The organism is Amycolatopsis sp. NPDC052450 (assembly GCF_044547565.1).
Classification (GTDB): domain Bacteria; phylum Actinomycetota; class Actinomycetes; order Mycobacteriales; family Pseudonocardiaceae; genus Amycolatopsis.
In genome coordinates, this window is record NZ_JBIUAQ010000031.1 from 1 (window position 1) to 12,613 (window position 12,613).

Below are 12,613 nucleotides of genomic sequence, written 5' to 3' on the forward strand. Positions count from 1 at the left end.
GCCTGTCGTGCCACCGACAACCGCTCGACCACGCCGTGCGCGAGCTCGCGCGCACCGGCACGCCACAACTCCTGTGGCGGTTCGAGGATTCGTTGGCTGGACACCCCGCAAGAATACCAGCAATCGAACAGGCGTGCGAATGTGAAAGTTGCTCCAGAATCACTCTCGTATTCTGGTGAAGACAGGATGGCGACCTACATTTGCCAGGAGCCGCTGACATATAAGTAAAATGTGCAGTGAAGACTCAATAGTCGAGGCGCAGGAAGATTTCTTCGTTTTCGGCGTCCCGAGTCGCCGTGTAAGCGTTCTCGGTGCCGATGATGGCGAAGCCACCTTCCACGAAACCTCGCGATGTGGAGGGTGCCACCTCGACCATGACAATCTCGGCCGGAGCCGGCTAACCATCCCGTCACCCCCGAAACCCGCCTAAAGTGACCATGACGCCGCAGTCACTCCCGGGAGGCACGCATGTCGTTGTTGGCCCAGCTGAACACCGCGATCACCACGGGCGCGATCGAGGTCGTCGACCTCACCGCCCCCTTGAGTGAGAGCACGCCGATCCTCCAGTTGCCGGAGCCGTTCGCGAACACCATCCCGTTCGGTCTGGAGGAGATCAGCCGGTACGACGAACGCGGGCCGCGCTGGTACTGGAACAACATCCACACCGGCGAGCACACCGGGACGCATCTCGACGTTCCCGTTCACTGGCTGTCGGGAAAGGACGGCCACGACGTCTCCCAGGTTCCCTTGCGGACGCTGGTCGCGCCGGCGGTGGTGCTCGACGCGTCGGCTCGCGCGGCCGAGGATCCGGATTTCCTGCTGTCCATCGACGACATCCGTGAGTGGGAGCGGGTGAACGGTCCGCTTCCCGACGGCGGCTGGTTGCTCTACCGCACGGGCTGGGACGCCCGTTCGCATGATCAGGAGGCCTTCCTCAACAACGACGAGAACGGCCCGCATTCGCCGGGGGTCTCGGGGGAGTGTGCCCGCTGGCTCGCGGAGGAGGCGCCGATCACCGGGTTCGGGGTGGAGACCGTGGGCACCGACGCGGGGCAGGCGCTGGCCATCGAACCGGCCTTTCCCTGTCACGAACTCCTTCTGGGCGCGGGAAAGCACGGGTTGACCCAGTTGCAGAATCTGGCGAGTCTGCCGGCCACCGGATCTTTGCTGATCGTCAGCCCGCTTCCGATCGTCGGCGGCTCCGGCAGCCCCGCCCGGGTCTACGCGCTGGTCGAGCGGGTATGAACGTCGCGGAACTGGTCGGCCGCACCCTCGCCGAACTCGGCGTGGGTGCGGCGTTCGGGGTGGTGGGCAGTGGCAACTTCGAGGCCACCAACGGTTTGCGGGCGGGCGGAGTGCCGTTCGTCGCCGCCCGGCACGAGGGTGGCGCGGCGAGTATGGCCGACGCGTACGCGCGGATGAGCGGCCGCGTGTCGGCGCTGAGTCTCCACCAGGGCGTCGGGTTGACCAACGCGCTCACCGGGATCACCGAGGCGGCCAAGAGCCGGACCCCGATGATCGTCCTGGCCGCCGACACCGCGGCGTCGTCGGTGCTGTCGAACTTCCGGATCGACCAGGACGCGCTCGGAACCGCCGTCGGTGCCGTGCCGGAACGTGTCCACGGCGCGGGGACCGCGGTCGCCGACACCGTCCGCGCGTACCGGACAGCCTTGCAGCAACGCCGGACCGTCCTGCTCAATCTGCCGCTCGACGTCCAAGCGCGGGAAGCCCCAGAAGCGACCCCGGTTCCGGAAATCCCCGGCCCGGCACCGGTCCGTCCGAATGTCGACGCGGTCGCGAAACTGGCGGACCTCCTCGTCGAGGCACGGCGGCCGGTGTTCGTCGCCGGTCGCGGCGCCCGGGCCGGTTCCGGACCGCTGAAAGAACTGGCGGAAGTATCCGGCGCGTTGCTGTCGACGTCGGCGGTGGCGCACGGCCTCTTCCACGACGATCCCTTCTCGCTGGGGATCTCGGGCGGCTTCTCGTCACCGCGAACGGCGGACCTCATCAGGAACGCCGACCTCGTGATCGGCTGGGGTTGCGCGCTGAACATGTGGACCACCCGGCATGGCACGCTCCTCGGCGCGGAGGCCCGGCTGGTCCAGGTCGACGTCGAGCAGGCCGCGCTCGGCGCCCACCGGCCGATCGACCTCGGCGTCGTCGGCGACGTCACCAGCACGGCCGTGGACGTGCACGCCGAACTGACAAGGCGTGGACACCGAATGAGCCGCGAAGCGCCCGAAAGCACACGGTGGAACGACGTGCCGTATAACGACCTATCCGGCGACGGGAGGATCGATCCGCGCACACTCAGCCGCCGTCTCGACGAGATCCTGCCCGCCGAACGCGTGGTCTCGATCGACTCCGGCAACTTCATGGGCTACCCGAGCGCGTACCTGTCCGTCCCCGACGAGGACGGTTTCTGCTTCACGCAGGCGTTCCAGTGCGTCGGGCTGGGCATGGGGACGGCGATCGGCGCGGCGCTGGCGCGGCCGGACAGGCTACCGGTGCTCGGCGTCGGCGACGGCGGGTTCCACATGGCCATCTCGGAACTGGAAACCGCGGTACGGCTGCGGATCCCGCTCGTGGTCGTCGTCTACAACGACGCCGCGTACGGCGCCGAGATCCACCACTTCGGTGACGCGGACCTGACCACCGTCCGGTTCCCCGACACCGACATCGCGGCGATCGGCCGCGGGTTCGGCTGCGACGGTGTCACCGTGCGGTCGGTCGAGGACCTGGGCGCGGTCACGGAATGGCTCGGCGGGCCACGGGACGCGCCGCTCGTCATCGACGCCAAGATCGCCGACGACGGCGGTTCGTGGTGGCTCGCCGAAGCCTTCCGTCACTGAGGAGGTCTACACACCCCAGTCCGGCCTCAGCGGCATGCCCGAGTCGCCGTCCGGACCGACCTTGACCCCGAGCACCTGGTGCAGTTCGATCTCCCGCCGTTCGAAGGCGAGGCGGCACGCGGCCATGTACAGCGCCCAGACCCGGCTCCGGCCGGCGCCCGCTTCGGCAACGGCCGCGTCCCAGTTCGCGTCGAGGTTGGCGCACCACGCGCCGAGGGTGGTGGCGTAGTGCTCACGGAGGTTCTCCGAATGCCGCACCTCGAGCCCGCTGTCGTGCATCGCGGTGGCGATCTCGCCGACGGACTCCAGTTCGCCGTCGGGGAAGACGTACCGGTCGATGAACCCGCGTGACCGGTGCGCGACGGAGGTGTCCGGGTTGGTGATGCAGTGGTTCAGCAAGCGCCCGCGCGGCTTCAGTTTCCCGGCGAGGAAACGGAAGTACGACGGCAGGTTGCGCGCGCCGATGTGCTCGGTGAGCCCGATCGACGACACCGCGTCGAAATCCGTTTCGGTGACGTCGCGGTAGTCGAGATGCCGCACCTCGGCGCGGTCCGCGAGGCCCTTGGTCACGATGTCCTTTTGCGCCCACTGCGCCTGTTCGCGCGAAAGGGTGACACCGAGCGCCTCGACGCCGTAGTGCTCGACGGCGTGCTCCACCATGCCGCCCCAGCCGCAGCCGACGTCCAGCAGCCGCATCCCCGGTTTGAGGTCGAGTTTCCGGCACACCAGATCGAACTTGTGTGCCTGCGCCTCTTCCAGCGTGGAGTCGGCGGACGGATACGCGGCGCAGGTGTAGGCCATCGACGGGCCCAGCACCAGTTCGTAGAACCGGTTCGAGACGTCGTAGTGGTTCGAGATCGCGTTGCTGTCACGCGCTTTCGAGTGCCGCAGCCCGTCGAAGACGCGTTTGGCGCGGCTCGGCAGTTCTTCGGCGGGTGGCGCGACGCGGCGCAGGTGCCTTGGCCCGAGTTCGCGCAGCAGCCACAACCGGTCCGCGGTGCTGAGCTGATCGACCTGTGCCACGAGGGCGCGCAGCGCGGTGTAGAGATCACCGTCCACATCGAGCGCGCCTGCCACGTAAGCCCGTGCGAGCCCGAGGTCTCCCGGTGAAGACATCAAGTAGGTCAACGCCAGCGGCGACCGCACCCGGATCGACACGGGTGCGTCCGCCGGGCCGCTCTTGCTGCCGTCGTAGGCGGTGATGGACACTTCGGCGCTCGGGCCGAGCAACCGCTCGAAGATCTTGCCGACGGTCGTCGTCTCAGCCATGCTCGTCTCTCTTCTTCCCAGCCCGGGTCACCGCCGCCGCACGCATTTCGCGTACAGGTCGAGCAGGCGGCCGTCGGGGTCGTAAGCCGTCTTCAGTTTCCGGTAGGCGTCGCCGTTGTACAGCCGCCAGAATTCGTCTTCGGTATAGAAACTGTCGGAATACAGGGACTTCCGCCCGCCGAGTCGCGTCACTTCGGCCTCGATCAGCCGATTGTGCGTATCGGGTTCCTCGCCGGGGTCCAGTGGGACCGCGGACCAGAACCCGAAGTTGACGTACAGCGTTTCGGGGTCCAGTTCGTACAGCGGCGAGTTCACGCCACCCGGCCGCTGCTTCAGCGGGCAGATCCACACCGGGCTGATCGGGATCTCGCGGCGGAAGAAGTCCAGGAACTCCGCGGCACGCGACAGCGGCACCTCGATGTCCTGGACGATCGTCTCTTCCGGCGGTAGCCCGCGCAGCTTGAGCAGTTTCGCGGCGATCCCGAACCGGCGGTCGAGCGCCACCGCCTTCCAGTAGACCGAAGACCGCAGCAGCCGCCTGCCCAGCAGCAGCCGGGGGAGCCTGTTCTGCACGCCGAACGCCCGCGAGCACCAGAACCAGTCCGTGTCCCAGCGCCACAGGTAGTCCCGGACGCTCAGATGATCCGTCTCGCGGGAGCGGATCGACTTGTAGTAGATGTCGAGCCAGGTGTAGTCGCTGGTCGCGGGCGCCGTGGTGGTGAACGTGCCCAGCGTCAGGTACTGCTCACCCGGTCCGAAGACCGTTCCGTCCACGAAGTCGGCCGACCCGTTACGGCAGGCTTCACCGAGTGCCGCGAAGTACTCGTCCGTGTCTTCGTATCGCACGTGGTCGAGCCGCACGTACGGTTTGACCGGCTCCAGTTCGATCTTCAGCCGCAGCGCGTAGCCGAGCGTCCCGTACGAGTTCGGGAAGCCGTGGAACAGTTCGCTGTGCTCGTTGTCCGCACTCGCGACGACGATCCGCCCGTCGCCGGTGAGCAACTCCATCTCCAGCACCGACTCGTGCACGAGGCCGTTGCGGAACGAGGACGACTCGATGCCGAGGCCGGTGACCGCGCCGCCGAGCGTGATCGTCTTGAGCTGCGGTACGACCAGCGGCATCAACCCGTGGGGCAGGGTCGCGTCCACCAGCTGCTCGTAGGTGACCATGCCTTCGACTTCGGCCGTGCGTGCCAGTGGGTCGACGTCGAGGACGTGCGTGAAGCCCGAGACGTCCAGCCCTGGCGTACTGGTCGCCGTCCGAGCCCGGAACAGGTTCGACGTCCGTTTCGCCAGCCGGATCGTCCCGTGGAGATCCGCGAGCTGTGCCCGCAGCGTTTCGGCGCGCGCGTCGTGTTCGGCGAACCGGACCAGCCGCGCCGTCGCTCGGGTGCCGCTGTCGTCGCTAGTCATTCCTGATCGCCATCAGTTCATCGTGCCCCACGGAACCGCCTGGCGCAGCCCTTATTCGTGCCGGAGTCCGGGCAGCGGGACGGCGTTCGCCATGGCGGTGAAGCCCTTGTCGCCGGGATGGAGGTGATCGCCGGAGTCGTACTCGGGTTTCATCCGCTGCGGGTCGGCGGGGTCGCGGATCGCCGCGTCGAAGTCGATGTAGGAGTCGAAGAGCCTGCTGGTCCGGATGAACCGGTTGACCGCCTGCCGGGTCTCCTCGAGCTGGGGCGTGTACGAACCCCAGCCCTTCCACGGCGTGATCGTCGCGCCCAGCACCCGCAGGCCGCGGTCGTGCGCCCTCGTCGCGATCTGTTTCAGCGCCGAGATGATCTTGCCCGGATCGGCCTGGTGCGGGATCTGCTGGATGTCGTTGATGCCTTCGAACACGATCGCCGTCCGCACCCCGGACTGGTTCAGGACGTCCCGGTCGAGCCTGGCCAGGGCGTTGACGCCGTAGTTGCCGCCGTCGAGCAGCAGCCGGTTCCCGCTGATCCCGGCGTTGAGCACGCCGAGCCGCGTGCTGATCTTGTCGGCGAGCTGATCGGGCCAGCGCAGGTTCGCGCCCCAGGTCGAGTTGGCCCCGTCGGTGATCGAGTCGCCGATCGCCACCACACTGCCCCGCAGGCCCGGGCCCCGGACGTCCACTCCGGACACGTAATGCCAGACCGAGGTCTTCTCCGGGAACGCGGCGGCCGACTCGTCGGCGGACTTGTCCCCGTTCCGGGTGAAGTACGAATTCTGCATCGCGAGCGGGTGGTAGGTGACCGGGCCCGACGGCGTCGGGGTGTACGTGGTCACCAAGAGGTCGCCGTCCCTCGGCACGGTCAGCGCCGCGCCGTCGCTGACGATGTCGGCGCCCGGGGGCACGGTGACCTCGCGATCTCCGCCGAAGGTCAGCGTGCGCATCGTGCCGGGCACGGCCTGCGGGGTGTCCGGGCCGGCGGCGACCGCGACGGTCACCCGGCCGAACAGCACCGGCGTCCGGCCGAAGGCGTTGGACAGCCGGACGCGTACTTCGTGTCCGCCGGCGCTGGTGTGCACGATGTTGCGGATGGAGAAGTTCGGGTAACCGTTGTCGGTCCCGGCGACGCCGGCCGCGGGCGCCGCCGCCCAGGTGCCGACCCAGCCGCTGGTGGCGGTGCTCTCCGCTGGGGCCGCCGCGGCACTCGGCACGAAGCCCAGCAACAGGATTCCCGCGACGGCGAGCTGCTTCACGCGCATATCGGTTCCGCCTCCACCCAGTCGGCTCCACCCATCGTCAAGGAATCACCGACAACCGGTCAACGCCCTGGACAGGACAGGTTTCTGTCGGAGGGTCCGGTTAGCCTGAACGCCATGACACCTGCCGCTCTCCGGAAGATCTGCCTCGGCTTCCCCGGTGCCCGTGAGGAGTTCCCCTTCGGTGCGGACATCAGCGTGTTCAAGGTCGCGGGCAAGATCTTCGCGCTCGGCCCGCTCAAGGCGAAGCCGCTGCGGATCAGCCTCAAATGCGAGCCCGATCTGGCGGTCCGGCTGCGCGCCGAACATCCGGCGATCGTCCCCGGCTACCACCTGAACAAACAGCACTGGAACACGGTCGAACTGGACGGCTCACTGACCGGCGACTTCGTCCGGGAGCTCGTCGAGGACTCCTACGACCTCGTCGTCGCGGGCCTGCCGAAACGAGAACAGGAGAAGCTGGACTGGGTCGCGCTCAGCCGGGAATGACCGCCCGGGTTTCATCCGGATTTCATCCGACCATGCTCGTCCGGGCCTCCTACCGTGGGCGGAGAAGGGTGCCGCCCGCCGCACGATGACGCGCTCACCGGGACTTCCTAGGCTGATGCCGTGCTGAGGATCTTGCGGGACCGGTTCCGGGCACGGGTGCAGGCGAGCCTCACCCGTGCCGGGCTGACCCTGCCGTGGTGGGGGGCGCTGTGCGCCAGTGCGGTGAGCTTCGTGTTCACGGCGGTCGCGCTGGTGCAGCGGGACGCGCTGCTGCCGCCCGAGCCGATCGCGCTGGCGGGCCTGATCGTGATCGCGCCGTCGGTGATCTGGACGATCACGAACTGGATCATGCCGTGGGTGCGGATGACCGCGCTGATCATCGCCGCCTCGGTGCTGCTGATCGAGCCGGTGCTCCCGGATTTCGCGCCGTTGCTGCTGCTGGTCGCGGCCACCGAAGCGGGCAGTGTCCTGCGGACGACGTGGGGGATCGCCATCGTCACCGTCGCGAGCGAGGCGGTCTTGGTCGTGGCCGGGATCTGGGGAGGGCTGATCGGCGGGCCGGTGTACATGGTCGCGATCCTGCTCGGCCTCAGCGGCGGGCTCATGGTCCGCTGGTACACCAGGGTGCTCGACGCCGAACGCGGCAACCGGGACGCCTCCCGTGACAAGGCCCTGCTCGCCGAACGGCAGCGGATCGCGCGGGAGGTGCACGACGTCGTCGGCCATTCGCTCAGCATCACGCTGCTGCATCTGACCGGCGCCCGGCACGCGTTGCAGCAGGACCGCGACGTCGACGAGGCGATCGAAGCGCTGACCGAAGCCGAGCAGGTGGGACGTGCCGCGATGGCCGACATCCGCCGCACGGTCGGCCTGCTCGCCGACTCCCCGTCGGGCAGCGCCCCGCTACCGGGGGTGGAGGACATCGCGACGCTGGTGGAACGCACCCGCAGTGCCGGACTCGCGGTGCGCTATACACAGGAAGGCGACCTCGGCCGGGTAGGCGCCTCGGAAGGATTGGGCCTCTACCGGATCGTGCAGGAATCACTGGTCAATGTCGTCAAGCACGCCCCTGGGGCGGCCGCGGAGGTCCGGCTGAACGCCGGCCGGTCCGGCGTGAAGCTCATCGTCAGCAACACCCTCCCTTCGAATGTCCGCCGCTCGGCCGAGGACGGTTCGGGACTGGCGGGGATGGCCGTCCGCGCGGCCCAGCTCGGTGCGGATCTCAGCGCCGGGCCCAGCGGCAGGCAGTGGATCGTGCAGGTCACCGTGCCGGGAGCCAAACCGTGACCGCCGCCGAGGTCCGGGTGCTGCTGGTCGACGACCAGGAGCTGGTCCGGTCCGGGCTGCGGCGCATCCTGCGGCGCCGCGACGGGTTCGTCATCGCGGGGGAATGCGGCGACGGTTCGGAAGTGCCCGAGGCGCTGGCCGCGCACGAGGTCGACGTCATCGTGATGGACCTGCGGATGAAGAACGTCGGCGGCGTCGAGGCGACCAGCAGGCTGCGGCGGTCCGGCGGCCATCCGCCGGTGCTCGCGCTGACCACGTTCGACGACGACAACCTCCTGGCCGACGCGCTGCGGGCGGGCGCCGCCGGTTACGTCCTCAAGGATTCCCCGGCCGAGGACCTGATCCGGGCCGTGCGGGCGGTCGCGGGAGGAGACGCGTGGCTCGACCCCGGGGTCACCGGCCGGGTGCTCGCCGCGTACCGGCAGGCAGCCGGGAACGGCAGCGGCGGGCGTTCGCCGGAACTGCTGACCCCGAGGGAGCAGGACGTGCTCCGGGCGATCGGCCGCGGGCTGACCAACGCGGAGATCGCCGCGGCACTCGTCATCTCGGAGGTGACCGTGAAAAGCCATATCGGCCGGATCTTCACCAAACTCCAGCTGCGTGACCGGGCGGCGGCGATCGTGTACGCGTTCGACCACGGGATCGTGGTGCCGGGCTGATGCGCAACGATGGGGGGATCATGCCGGACTCGCGACTTCGCTTCGAACTACTCGGCCCGTTGCGGGCCTGGCACGGGGAGACCCGGCTGGACCTGGGGCCGGTCCGGCAGCAGGCTGTGCTGGCCGCGCTGCTGCTGCGCCCGGACGTGACCGTCAGCCACCACGAACTCACCGACGGGCTCTGGGAAAAGCCGCCGGAGTCCAACGTGCTGCCGGTGTACGTCCGGCGGCTGCGGCAATGCCTGGACACCTCCGGGCAGAAGCCGAGGGACTCGGTGATCGTGTCCGATCGTGGCGGCTACCGGTTCGCCAGCGGCGGGGTACGCCTCGACGTGGTGCGGTTGGAGGAGATCGCCGTCGTGGCGGCCGCCGCCGAAGAGGCGGGCGACCTCGTCACCGCGGTGGACACCTTCGGCGACGCGCTCCGGCTGTTCCACGGCGAGCCGCTGACGGGGTTGCCTGGCGCGTTCGTCCAGGGCGAGCGGCGACGGCTGGAGGAGCGCAGGCTTCTGCTGCTGCGCCGGAAACTGCGGGCCCAGCTGAAACTCGGGCGGTTCGACGAGGTGATCGGCGAGCTGTCGGCGCTGGTGTCGGCCGATCCGCCGAGCGAGCCGCTGGCCGCGTTGCTGATGCGGGCGCTCTACGGCGGCGGGCGGCAGGCGGAGGCGCTGGAGGTGTTCACCGACGTCCGCGAGCGGCTGATCGAGCAGCTCGGCGTCGAGCCGGGTGAGGAACTGCGGCAGGTGCAGGAAGCGGTGCTGCGCGGGGACGAGACGCTGCTCGGTGTCACGCCGCGCCGCGAGCCGTCCCGCCGGATCCGCAACGAACTGCCCGCCACCAACGGCGAACTCGTCGGCAGGGACCGGGAACTCGCGCTGCTCGTCGAGGACGGCGATCCGGAGTCGGTCTCGGTCGACGCCGTCGACGGCGTTCCCGGCGCGGGCAAGACCACGCTCGCGGTGCGCGCGGCACATCGGATTCGCGAGTCCTATCCGGACGGTGCCTTGTTCGTGGATCTCCACGGCTACACCGAAGGCCGTGAGCCGGTGACGCCGGAGCGCGCGCTGCGGCGGCTGCTGCGCGCGGTCGGTGTCGAAGACGGCGCCATGCCGGACGATCTCGACGAACTGGCCGCGTCGTGGCGGGCGGCGACCTCGCAGCTGAGGTTGCTGCTGGTACTCGACAACGCCGAATCCGCCGGGCAGGTGCGGCCGCTGCTGCCGTCCGGGCCGGGCAGCCGCGTGCTGGTGACCAGCCGCCGCCGACTGTCCGGTTTGGACGCCGACCGCCGGGTCTCCCTTGGCGCGCTGGGCCTCGAAGCGGCGGAAAAGCTGCTCGGCCGCATCGTGGGGGCGCCGAGGGCCGAAGGCGAACGGTTCGCCGTGCGCGCGCTCGCCGGACTGTGCGGGCGGTTGCCGCTCGCGCTGCGGATCGCGGGCGCCCGCCTGCAGAACCGTCCGATGTGGACGTTCAAGGATCTGGTGGACCGGATGTCGGACGACGAGCGCAGGCTCGGCGAGCTGACCGCCGAGGACCGCAGCGTCGAGGTGGCACTGCGCCTGTCCTACGAGCAGCTCCGGCCTGCCGAACAGAACGCGTTCACGGTGCTCGGCCTGTCGCCGACTTCCGAATTCGACCGGCTTTCGGTCGCCGCTCTGCTGGGCTCCTCGCCCGCCGAAGCCGAACGGCAGCTGGAAAGCCTGGTCGACGCCAGCCTCGTGCAGGAACCGGCGAGTGGTCGTTACCGGCTGCACGACCTGGTGGCGGTCTACGCGCGGCGGCTCGCCGGCGAGATGCCCGAAGACGCCGCCGACGCGGCGCGGAAACGGGTGTACGGCCTGTATCTCAGCGCCGCTCGCCGGGCGAGTGAATGGGGTGTCGCGCGGTTCCCGCTGGAATCCGGGGGAGCGTTCAGCGGGCAACGGGACGCTTCCGCCTGGCTCGACGCCGTCGGCGACCTGCCGGAGGTGGTGACCCAAGCCGCCGAAGCCGGACTCGACGGCCTCGCTTGCTCGATCGCCGAGGGGCTGGTCGACTATCTCGCGCGCCAGCAGCGGTACCACGAATGCCGGACGGCATTGCAGATCGCGCTGCCCTTGGCGGAACAGGCCGAAGACGAACGGCTCGTGTCGTCGCTGCGGTTCTGCCTCGGCTACGCCTACGCCGCGCAGGGGCAGCTGGACCGGGCGCGCGGCTGCTTCGACGACGCGCTGCGGGCGGGCCAGGCCTCGGGTGACCGCGGGGTGGAGGCCCGGGCGCTGGGCGGGCTTGCCATGGCGGATCTGATCGACGGCAGGCACGATCTCGCCATCCCCGGCACGCGGCGGGTGATGGTCTTGGCCGAGGAGGTCGGGGACGGCTGGCTCGCCGAACGATCGCTGTCCGCGCTCGGCTATCTCGCCTATCTGCAGGGCGAGCACGAAGAAGCGCTGGCCCACCTTGGCCGTGCCCGTGAGCTGAGCGAGGAGATCGGCAGCGCGGGGATGCTGGCGCGGGTGCTGTGCCATATCGGCACCGTCCAGCTCGAAATCGGCAGGTTCGCCGAAGCCGCGCTGGACTTCCGGAGGTCCGTCGAACTCGCCGAGGAGACCACGGACGGCCTGCTGACCGCGACGGCTCTCGCCCGCCTGGGTGCCGCGGAACTGGAACTGGGGAACCTCGACGCGGCGTTCGAACTCCAGCGGCGGGCGCTGACCGCGGTCACCGAGGAGACCATCGCCGGGATGGAGTCCGAGATCCGCAACCGGCTCGGCCGCACCCATCTCGCCGCGGGTGATCCCGTGGCGGCGAGGGAGCATTTCGAGTGGGTGCTCACCACCATCGGATCCGACGGCGATTCCCTGCAACGTTCCCTCGCGCTCGAAGGTCTGGACCTCACCAGACAGTCGGTACGCCGGCGTTGATGATCGTGAAGCGGTGCCCCGCCATGCTCGTCCGCCAGCGCGCGAAGTAGGCGTCGGCGGCGTCGGTCAGATGCACCCCGGAACGGACCTCGTGGACGACGCAGGCCCAGTCCGCGGCGTCGCACAGCACCAGTTCCCGCGGTGCCCCGCGTTTCCGGAGCACGGACGAGCAAAGGGCACCGCGCCTGCCGACGTTGCCGTCGTCGAGGCAGCGGCGGAGGTCCTCGACGGCGTGAGCGGCGGTTTCGAACAACGTCCACCGGTACTTCGGCGACGGGCGGCCGTCGGCCCACGGCATGAAGAACGCCGCCCAGCTCCAGCCGGGGCCGACGACCTCGTCCCGCTCCCCGGGACTCGGAGCGTCTTCCCGGGGCAGCACCATGTTGTACGGGGTCCGGCTCGCCGGGCTCATGCACGTCTCCTCGTGGACCACCGGCCCGCGAGCGCGGATCCGTGCCCGGAACCGTAGGGCGGAGCCATGAAA

The 12,613-nt window shown here is 69.5% G+C and carries 11 protein-coding genes; 6 read left to right on the forward strand and 5 right to left on the reverse strand.

Annotation, left to right across the window (positions count from 1 at the left end):
• Positions 1 to 244: 244 nt before the first annotated feature.
• Positions 245 to 376 carry a hypothetical protein gene (locus ACIHAO_RS34710; protein ID WP_396565104.1) on the reverse strand — a complete coding sequence of 44 codons (132 nt, stop codon included), beginning with the start codon at positions 374 to 376 and terminating at the stop codon, positions 245 to 247.
• Positions 377 to 468: 92 nt separating this feature from the next.
• Between ACIHAO_RS34710 and ACIHAO_RS34715 the strand changes: the two genes are divergently transcribed.
• The gene (locus ACIHAO_RS34715; protein WP_396565106.1) at positions 469 to 1,245 is read left to right on the forward strand and encodes a cyclase family protein; all 777 of its coding nucleotides are present in this window, start codon (positions 469 to 471) and stop codon (positions 1,243 to 1,245) included.
• The gene (locus ACIHAO_RS34720) at positions 1,242 to 2,852 is read left to right on the forward strand and encodes a thiamine pyrophosphate-binding protein (protein WP_396565108.1); all 1,611 of its coding nucleotides are present in this window, start codon (positions 1,242 to 1,244) and stop codon (positions 2,850 to 2,852) included. Before ACIHAO_RS34715 ends, ACIHAO_RS34720 begins: the two co-directional genes overlap by 4 nt.
• A 6-nt stretch (positions 2,853 to 2,858) precedes the next feature.
• Here ACIHAO_RS34720 and ACIHAO_RS34725 read toward each other — a convergent pair whose 3' ends face one another.
• The 3 genes from ACIHAO_RS34725 to ACIHAO_RS34735 are packed head-to-tail and all read right to left on the reverse strand — an operon-like array spanning position 2,859 to position 6,794.
• On the reverse strand, positions 2,859 to 4,121 hold the full coding sequence (locus tag ACIHAO_RS34725) for a class I SAM-dependent methyltransferase (protein WP_396565110.1): 1,263 nt from the start codon (positions 4,119 to 4,121) through the stop codon (positions 2,859 to 2,861).
• Between the two features lie 27 nt (positions 4,122 to 4,148).
• The gene (locus tag ACIHAO_RS34730; RefSeq protein WP_396565112.1) at positions 4,149 to 5,534 is read right to left on the reverse strand and encodes an FAD-binding oxidoreductase; all 1,386 of its coding nucleotides are present in this window, start codon (positions 5,532 to 5,534) and stop codon (positions 4,149 to 4,151) included.
• A 51-nt stretch (positions 5,535 to 5,585) separates the two neighbouring features.
• Positions 5,586 to 6,794, reverse strand: coding sequence for an SGNH/GDSL hydrolase family protein (locus ACIHAO_RS34735; protein ID WP_396565114.1), 1,209 nt, complete (start codon positions 6,792 to 6,794; stop codon positions 5,586 to 5,588).
• Positions 6,795 to 6,908: 114 nt separating this feature from the next.
• Between ACIHAO_RS34735 and ACIHAO_RS34740 the strand changes: the two genes are divergently transcribed.
• From ACIHAO_RS34740 to ACIHAO_RS34755, 4 genes are all read left to right on the forward strand, one after another.
• Positions 6,909 to 7,280 (forward strand): MmcQ/YjbR family DNA-binding protein, encoded by a 372-nt coding sequence (locus ACIHAO_RS34740; protein ID WP_396565116.1) that lies wholly within the window; start codon positions 6,909 to 6,911, stop codon positions 7,278 to 7,280.
• A gap of 120 nt (positions 7,281 to 7,400) precedes the next feature.
• Positions 7,401 to 8,567: a sensor histidine kinase gene (locus ACIHAO_RS34745; RefSeq protein WP_396565118.1), complete on the forward strand. Its 1,167-nt coding sequence runs from the start codon at positions 7,401 to 7,403 to the stop codon at positions 8,565 to 8,567.
• Positions 8,564 to 9,226 carry a response regulator gene (locus tag ACIHAO_RS34750; protein ID WP_396565120.1) on the forward strand — a complete coding sequence of 221 codons (663 nt, stop codon included), beginning with the start codon at positions 8,564 to 8,566 and terminating at the stop codon, positions 9,224 to 9,226. Before ACIHAO_RS34745 ends, ACIHAO_RS34750 begins: the two co-directional genes overlap by 4 nt.
• Entirely contained in the window at positions 9,226 to 12,129 is a 2,904-nt protein-coding gene (locus ACIHAO_RS34755; RefSeq protein WP_396565122.1) for an AfsR/SARP family transcriptional regulator, read from the forward strand. The genes ACIHAO_RS34750 and ACIHAO_RS34755 overlap by 1 nt, the downstream gene beginning before the upstream one ends.
• Here ACIHAO_RS34755 and ACIHAO_RS34760 read toward each other — a convergent pair.
• On the reverse strand, positions 12,101 to 12,541 hold the full coding sequence (locus ACIHAO_RS34760) for a hypothetical protein (RefSeq protein ID WP_396565124.1): 441 nt from the start codon (positions 12,539 to 12,541) through the stop codon (positions 12,101 to 12,103). The two genes, ACIHAO_RS34755 and ACIHAO_RS34760, sit on opposite strands and share 29 nt — an antisense overlap.
• Between the last annotated feature and the right edge of the window lie 72 nt (positions 12,542 to 12,613).

What these genes read in the sequence shown, in the direction of transcription:
- ACIHAO_RS34740 (WP_396565116.1), top strand. Translation starts at nt 6,909, where the DNA reads ATGACACCTGCCGCTCTCCGGAAGATCTGCCTCGGCTTCCCCGGTGCC.
- ACIHAO_RS34735 (WP_396565114.1), bottom strand. Translation starts at nt 6,794, where the DNA reads ATGCGCGTGAAGCAGCTCGCCGTCGCGGGAATCCTGTTGCTGGGCTTC.
- ACIHAO_RS34755 (WP_396565122.1), top strand. Translation starts at nt 9,226, where the DNA reads ATGCGCAACGATGGGGGGATCATGCCGGACTCGCGACTTCGCTTCGAA.
- ACIHAO_RS34710 (WP_396565104.1), bottom strand. Translation starts at nt 376, where the DNA reads ATGGTCGAGGTGGCACCCTCCACATCGCGAGGTTTCGTGGAAGGTGGC.
- ACIHAO_RS34725 (WP_396565110.1), bottom strand. Translation starts at nt 4,121, where the DNA reads ATGGCTGAGACGACGACCGTCGGCAAGATCTTCGAGCGGTTGCTCGGC.
- ACIHAO_RS34720 (WP_396565108.1), top strand. Translation starts at nt 1,242, where the DNA reads ATGAACGTCGCGGAACTGGTCGGCCGCACCCTCGCCGAACTCGGCGTG.
- ACIHAO_RS34730 (WP_396565112.1), bottom strand. Translation starts at nt 5,534, where the DNA reads ATGACTAGCGACGACAGCGGCACCCGAGCGACGGCGCGGCTGGTCCGG.
- ACIHAO_RS34715 (WP_396565106.1), top strand. Translation starts at nt 469, where the DNA reads ATGTCGTTGTTGGCCCAGCTGAACACCGCGATCACCACGGGCGCGATC.
- ACIHAO_RS34760 (WP_396565124.1), bottom strand. Translation starts at nt 12,541, where the DNA reads ATGAGCCCGGCGAGCCGGACCCCGTACAACATGGTGCTGCCCCGGGAA.